The 5,734-nt window shown below is 65.2% G+C and carries 6 protein-coding genes; 2 read left to right on the top strand and 4 right to left on the bottom strand.

Annotated elements, in window-relative coordinates:
- A partial coding sequence (locus QRM89_RS21060; RefSeq protein ID WP_285449083.1) for a hypothetical protein occupies nucleotides 1-189 on the top strand: 189 nt, incomplete at its 5' end.
- Nucleotides 190-234: 45 nt separating this feature from the next.
- On the opposite strand, the gene dcp is transcribed toward QRM89_RS21060, so the two are convergent.
- From dcp to arfB, 4 genes are all read right to left on the bottom strand, one after another.
- Nucleotides 235-2,403 carry a peptidyl-dipeptidase Dcp gene (gene dcp / locus QRM89_RS21055; protein WP_285449081.1) on the bottom strand — a complete coding sequence of 723 codons (2,169 nt, stop codon included), beginning with the start codon at nucleotides 2,401-2,403 and terminating at the stop codon, nucleotides 235-237.
- Nucleotides 2,404-2,627: 224 nt separating this feature from the next.
- Complete coding sequence (locus QRM89_RS21050; protein ID WP_285449079.1) at nucleotides 2,628-3,635, bottom strand: isoaspartyl peptidase/L-asparaginase; 1,008 nt, start codon at nucleotides 3,633-3,635, stop codon at nucleotides 2,628-2,630.
- Between the two features lie 59 nt (nucleotides 3,636-3,694).
- On the bottom strand, nucleotides 3,695-4,324 hold the full coding sequence (locus QRM89_RS21045; RefSeq protein ID WP_014509430.1) for a lysophosphatidylcholine acyltransferase: 630 nt from the start codon (nucleotides 4,322-4,324) through the stop codon (nucleotides 3,695-3,697).
- A 2-nt stretch (nucleotides 4,325-4,326) separates the two neighbouring features.
- Nucleotides 4,327-4,758: an alternative ribosome rescue aminoacyl-tRNA hydrolase ArfB gene (gene arfB / locus QRM89_RS21040; protein WP_011035482.1), complete on the bottom strand. Its 432-nt coding sequence runs from the start codon at nucleotides 4,756-4,758 to the stop codon at nucleotides 4,327-4,329.
- Between the two features lie 58 nt (nucleotides 4,759-4,816).
- On the opposite strand from arfB, the gene QRM89_RS21035 reads away from it, so the two are divergent.
- Nucleotides 4,817-5,392 (top strand): DUF2059 domain-containing protein, encoded by a 576-nt coding sequence (locus QRM89_RS21035; protein WP_193589196.1) that lies wholly within the window; start codon nucleotides 4,817-4,819, stop codon nucleotides 5,390-5,392.
- The last annotated feature ends 342 nt before the right edge of the window (nucleotides 5,393-5,734 follow it).

The raw sequence follows: 5,734 nt of genomic DNA, 5'->3' as shown, positions 1-5,734 counted from the left end.
ACAAAAACGTCGCGCATCCATGCGCGCCGCCCTGCGGGTTGTATCTACCTGGCTTACCGCTGCGGTATGGGGGACCCGAAGCAAAGAGCAAAACCGAAGCAACGGCAGAGCGACAGCGACAGCCAGCGAAACATCTCCATGGAAATGGAGATACAAATTCCAGAGGCCAAACGAAAAGGGACGGCATAGCCGTCCCTTTTCGTTCTACCTAAAAACCTGAGCCAACCGCTCAGGTCACTCGGTCAACCCACGACTCTCCAACAGCGCCTTGACGCTGGGATCCTTGCCACGGAAATCGCGGTACAGCGTCGCCAGATCGACGGTATTGCCGCGCGAAAGGATCTTGGCGCGGAAGGTATCGCCGTTCTTGCGGGTCAGGCCGCCGTTTCCCTTGAACCACTCGAATGCGTCATCATCGAGCACTTCCGACCAGAAATAGGCGTAGTAGCCGGCGGAATAACCGCCGCCCCAGATGTGATCGAAATAGGTGCTGCGGTAGCGCGGCGGGACTTCGGCCAGATCGACCTTGAAGCGCTTCAAGGCATCGGCCTCGAACTTGCTCACGTCCTGCAGCGGTGCATCGGCCGGCTGGGTGTGCCAGGCCAGGTCGAGCAATGCCGCCGACAAGTACTCGGTGGTGGCGTAGCCGCTGTTGAAGGTCTTGGCCTTCTTGATCTTCTCCACCAGGGCATCGGGCATCGCTGCACCGGTCTGGTAGTGCTTGGCGTAGTTGGCGAAGACCTTCGGGTCCGAGGCCCAGTGCTCGTTGAACTGCGAGGGGAACTCGACAAAGTCACGCGAGGTGCTGGTGCCGGCGATCGAGGGGTACTTCACCTTGGAGAACATGCCATGCAGTGCGTGCCCGAACTCATGGAACAAGGTGGTGACGTCATCAAAGCTCAGCAGCGCCGGTTGGCCCGCGGCGGGCTTGGTGAAGTTGCACACGTTGTAGACCACCGGCTTGGTGCCGGTCAGCCCGTCCTGCTCCACGAACACATCCATCCAGGCGCCGCCGGACTTGCTGTCGCGCTTGAAGTAGTCGGTGTAGAACAGCGCCATCGAGGTGCCGTCCGCATCGAACACTTCGTACACCTTCATGTCCGCGTGATAGGTCGGGATGTCGGTGCGCTGCTTGAAGGTGATGCCATACAGCTGCGTGGCTGCGTAGAAAACGCCGTTCTGCAGCACGTTGTCCAGTTCGAAATACGGCTTGATCTGCGATTCGTCCAGGTCGTACTTGGCCTTGCGCACCTGCTCGGCGTAGAAGTCCCAATCCGCAGCAGCCAGCTTGAAGCCGCCCTGCTGCGCATCGATGACCTTCTGCATCTCGCCCACTTCGCGGCGCGCCTTGGCGGTCGCCGCCGGCACGGTGTCGGTCAACAGCTTGAGCGCGGCCTCCGGCGTCTTGGCCATCTGGTCGCCCAGGCTGTAGGCGGCGTAGCTGTCGAAGCCGAGCAGCTTGGCTTTTTGCGCGCGCAGCTGCGCCAGCCGCTGGATGGTCTGGCGGGTGTCGTTGGCGTCGCCCTGTTCGGCACGGGTTTGCGAGGCCTTCATCACCTGCGCGCGCAGGTCGTGATCCTTCAGCGACGCCAGCACCGGCTGCTGGGTGGTGTTCTGCAGGGTCAGCAGGTACTTGCCATCGAGCTTGCGCGCCTTGGCGGCATCGGCGGCGGCGGCGATGTCGCCCTCGCTCAGGCCATCGAGCTTGGCCTTGTCGTCCACCACCACGGCGGCGGCAGCCGAGGCGGCCACCAGCTTGGTATGGAACTGCGTGGAGAGCGTGGTCTCCTCCACGTTGAGCTTGCGCAAGGTGGTCTTGTCGGCGTCGGACAGCTGCGCGCCGGCGCGCACCAGCTCTTCGTAATGGCGTTCGACCAGGCGCTTTTGCTCCGGCTCCAGGCTCAGCGTGTCGCGTTGGTCGTAGATCGCCTTGACGCGTGCGAACAGTTTGGGATCCAGATTGATCTCGTCCTGGTGCGCGGCGAGCTTGGGCGCCACCTCTTCCTGGATTTTCTGGCGGGCGTCGCTGGTATCGGCCTGCACCAGGCCAAAGAAAATGCGCGAGACGCGGGTGAGCGTTTCGCCGCTGCGCTCCATCGCTTCGATGGTGTTGTCGAAGTTGGCCGGCTCGGGGTTATCGGCAATCTTGCGCACGTCCGCCAGATGCTGGCGCATGCCTTCTTCGAACGCAGGCAGATAATCGCTGTCCTGGATCTTGTCGAACGGCGGCGCCTGGAACGGCAGCGTGCTGGCGGTCAGCAGCGGGTTCGGCGCGGCATCCGGGGTCTGGGTGGTAGCGGTCTTCTCGGGCACGGTGGTGGACTCCTTACCGGACGAATCTTTTCCAGAACAAGCAGCCAGTGCCAGGGTGATGGCAGCGGCCAGAACGACGGTACGCGACATGGCGTGTAATTCCTGAGTGGGTAACAGCAGCCGGCCACGCTAGCGGGTTTCGTCGCGTGTGGCATGTGCCGTTGGATTGGATGGATGAACGCAGTGGGGCTGCGAGATCGCGTGCCGTCCGGGCGCCATCGCGTGGGCCGCCGCTGCGTCGTCATGCGCTCCGGATGCGGTGATGGGCTGGCACGCGCCAGCCTTCAGCGCCATACCGGGCAAGCGCGGCAGCGTTACAGCGCCTCGTCCTTGAAGATCGCCACATGCGGCGTGCCATCGGCACCGATCCAGCCGCGGTACATGCCCTCGGTATTGAACGGAAATGCGGCATTGCCCTGCGCATCCAGCGCAATCGCGCCACCGTCGCCGCCGGCCTTGGGAATCTGCTGATCGATGACTGCCTCGGCCGCCTGTTGCAGCGATTGCCCGGCATATTTCATGCGCGCGCAGATGTCGTAGGCGGCCACCGCGCGGATATAGAACTCGCCCCAGCCGGTGCCGGATACCGCGCACTGGGTGTTGGCATAGGTACCGGCGCCAATGATGGGCGCATCGCCCACGCGGCCGTAGCGCTTGTTGGTCATGCCGCCGGTGGACGTACCGGCTGCCAGATGGCCGTCGCGGTCCAGCGCCAACGCGCCCACGGTGCCGAAGTGCTTGGCGGTTTCCAGATCCAGTTCGGCTTGGGCCTGGCGGTCACCGGCCTCGGCCTTGCGCGCTTTTTGCAGTTGCTGCCAACGCTTGTCGGTACGGAAATAGCTGGGATCGACCAACGCGATGCCCTGCTCGCGCGCGAACTGCTCGGCGCCGTCGCCGACCAGCATCACATGCTTGGAGCGGTCCATGACACTGCGCGCCAACAGGATGGGGTTCTTGACCGTGTGCACGCCGGCGATCGCGCCGGCCTTGCCGCTGGCGCCGTCCATGATCGCGGCATCGAGTTCGTTCTTGCCATCGTGGGTGAACACCGCACCGCGCCCGGCGTTGAACTGCGGCGCATCCTCCAGCACGGTGATGGTGGCGGCCACCGCATCCACCGCGCTAGCGCCGCGCGTCAACACCGCATGGCCAGCACGCAGCGCGCGCTGCATCGCCTCGCGTGCCTGCGCTTGTTCCTCCGGCGACAGGCTGGATTTCTCCACACCGGCGCCGCCGTGGATCACCAGCATGGGCGTGGCGGCCCACACCGGGCCGGTGGCCCACAGCAGCAACGACAGGCACAACACGCGGGCAGATGACATTGGCGTTCCTCGCAAGGCGTGGCCGGCGATCGCCACCACGCAAACAGGGGATGGTGGGCTCAGAGCGTATCGCGGTGCTTGCCGCGCCACGGGCGGTACCAGCTGCGCACGGCGGCGATATCGGCGGCCATGTCGGTGCCGGTCCAGAACGGCTCGCCGATGCCCACGGTCTTGCTGGGGTAATCGAAATACACCGGCAGGATCGGCACCTTGGCATCGGAGGCGATCTTCCAGAACCCCGCCTTCCAGTTTTCGACGCGCTTGCGCGTGCCTTCCGGGGTGATCACGTACCACATCTGCTCGGAGTTGCGGATCAACCGCACCGCCTGGCCAATCGTGCCTTGCGGCGAGCTGCGGTCCAGCGGGATGGCGCCGAGCTTGCGCAGCAGCGGCCCCAGCGGCCACCAGAACAGCTGCGCCTTGCCCAGCACGCGCACATCGAAGCCGAGCGCGAACTTGGCCGCAAAGCCGAGAAAACCGTCCCAGTTGGAGGAGTGCGGGGCGACGATCATCACCAGCTTGGGCTCGTCGGGCAGACGACCGACCAACCGCCAGCCGGTCAACCGCAGCGCGGTGCGGCCGAGCCAACGGCCGAAGCGGCCATGCGCACGCGGCATGCGTGGTGGTGAGGGTTGCAACAGGATGTTGGCCTGCGTTACCGGCGGCAACGACGGGTCAGTGTCACTCACGCTTACTCCCAGTGGGACGCAGAGCGTCCACGTTTGATCTGGCTACGCTCACGCTTGGCATCCAGCCGCCGCAGCTTGGCACCATGGCTCGGTTTGGTGGCCACGCGGCGCTTGGGCACCGACAGGCATGCATTGATGATCTCGGCCAGCCGCTCTCGCGCATCTTCGCGGTTACGGTCCTGGGTGCGGAACCGCTGCGCATCGATCACCAGCACGCCGTCAGCGGTCATGCGGCGATCGCGCCGCGACAGCAGGCGCGCGCGCAACGGTTCCGGCAGCGACGGCGAGCCGGCCACATCGAAGCGCAGCTCCACCGCCGTCGACACCTTGTTGACGTTCTGCCCACCGGCGCCGCTCGCGCGCACGAAGCGCTCGACGATCTCGCCGGGCGGGATCGCCAGGTTGGGGGTGATCTGGATGGGTTCACTGGCCATGCGCCGGATTGTATCGGGACGGGCGTGGACGCGCGCGCGAACGCCGGCGTCATCCCGTATGCTGCGGCCGGTCCCCCGACTGCAGGATGCTCCGATGACACCCACCGCTTTCATTTCGGCCCGTCGCCACGCCCGTCGCCTGTTGGTGCTGCTGGTGCTGGCCCTCGCCTCGCCGGTGGCCTGGGCCCAGGCGCCCAGCGATGCCGACGTCAACCGGCTGCTGGCCGCTTCGCGCGCGCAGACCATGCTCGACACCATGCTGCCGCAGATCGAAGCGATGCAGCAGCAGCAATTCGCCCAGCTCACCGCGCAGCGCCAGCTCGATGCCGACCAGCAGGCGCAGCTGCAGCGCATCCAGGACCGCACCCGCCAGACCGTGCGCAAGGCGCTGTCGTGGTCGGAGCTGCGCCCGATGTACGTGGACCTGTACAAGCGCTCGTTCTCGCGCGAGGACGTGATTGCCATGGCCGAGTTCTACGAGAGCTCGGCCGGCCAGAGCCTGCTGGACAAGACCCCGGCACTGACCCAGAACCTGATGGGCGCCATCCAGCAAAAGATGCTGCCGCTGTTTACCGATCTGCAGAAGGATCTGGAGAAGATCGTCAATGAGCCGGCAGCGGCGCAGAAGCCCTGAAGAGCTGGGATTGGGGAGTTGGGATTGGGGATTCGTAACCGCGTGATCCCTACGGCGGATGCGGATGCGGATGCGGATGCCAGGTTGATCGCGTTGACGATTCCGGCGGTGCCCCAGCTTTCCTCCAGTGAGAGAAGCCTGCTCCAGCCCCTCTCCGCCGGGAGAGGGAATTGGGGTGAAGGCGGTAAGCGGCGCAGCAGCACGTGCATCCAAACTTCAACAGGCTTCGCTCGCACCCTCATCCGCCCCTACGGGGCACCTTCTCCCGAGGGGAGAAGGAACAGTCAAGCCCCTCTCCGCCGGGAGAGGGAATTGGGGTGAAGGCGGTAAGCGGCGCAGCAG

The sequence above is a fragment of the Xanthomonas sp. LMC-A-07 genome (assembly GCF_030208825.1).
GTDB classification, from domain to species: Bacteria; Pseudomonadota; Gammaproteobacteria; order Xanthomonadales; family Xanthomonadaceae; genus Xanthomonas; species Xanthomonas campestris.
Note: the sequence above shows the minus strand (reverse complement) of the source record. Positions and strands in the feature narration are given on the sequence as shown.

Bases quoted from the DNA above. Each gene is read 5' to 3' on its own strand.
- dcp (WP_285449081.1), bottom strand. From the start codon at position 2,403: ATGTCGCGTACCGTCGTTCTGGCCGCTGCCATCACCCTGGCACTGGCT.
- QRM89_RS21035 (WP_193589196.1), top strand. From the start codon at position 4,817: ATGCTGCGGCCGGTCCCCCGACTGCAGGATGCTCCGATGACACCCACC.
- arfB (WP_011035482.1), bottom strand. From the start codon at position 4,758: ATGGCCAGTGAACCCATCCAGATCACCCCCAACCTGGCGATCCCGCCC.
- QRM89_RS21050 (WP_285449079.1), bottom strand. From the start codon at position 3,635: ATGTCATCTGCCCGCGTGTTGTGCCTGTCGTTGCTGCTGTGGGCCACC.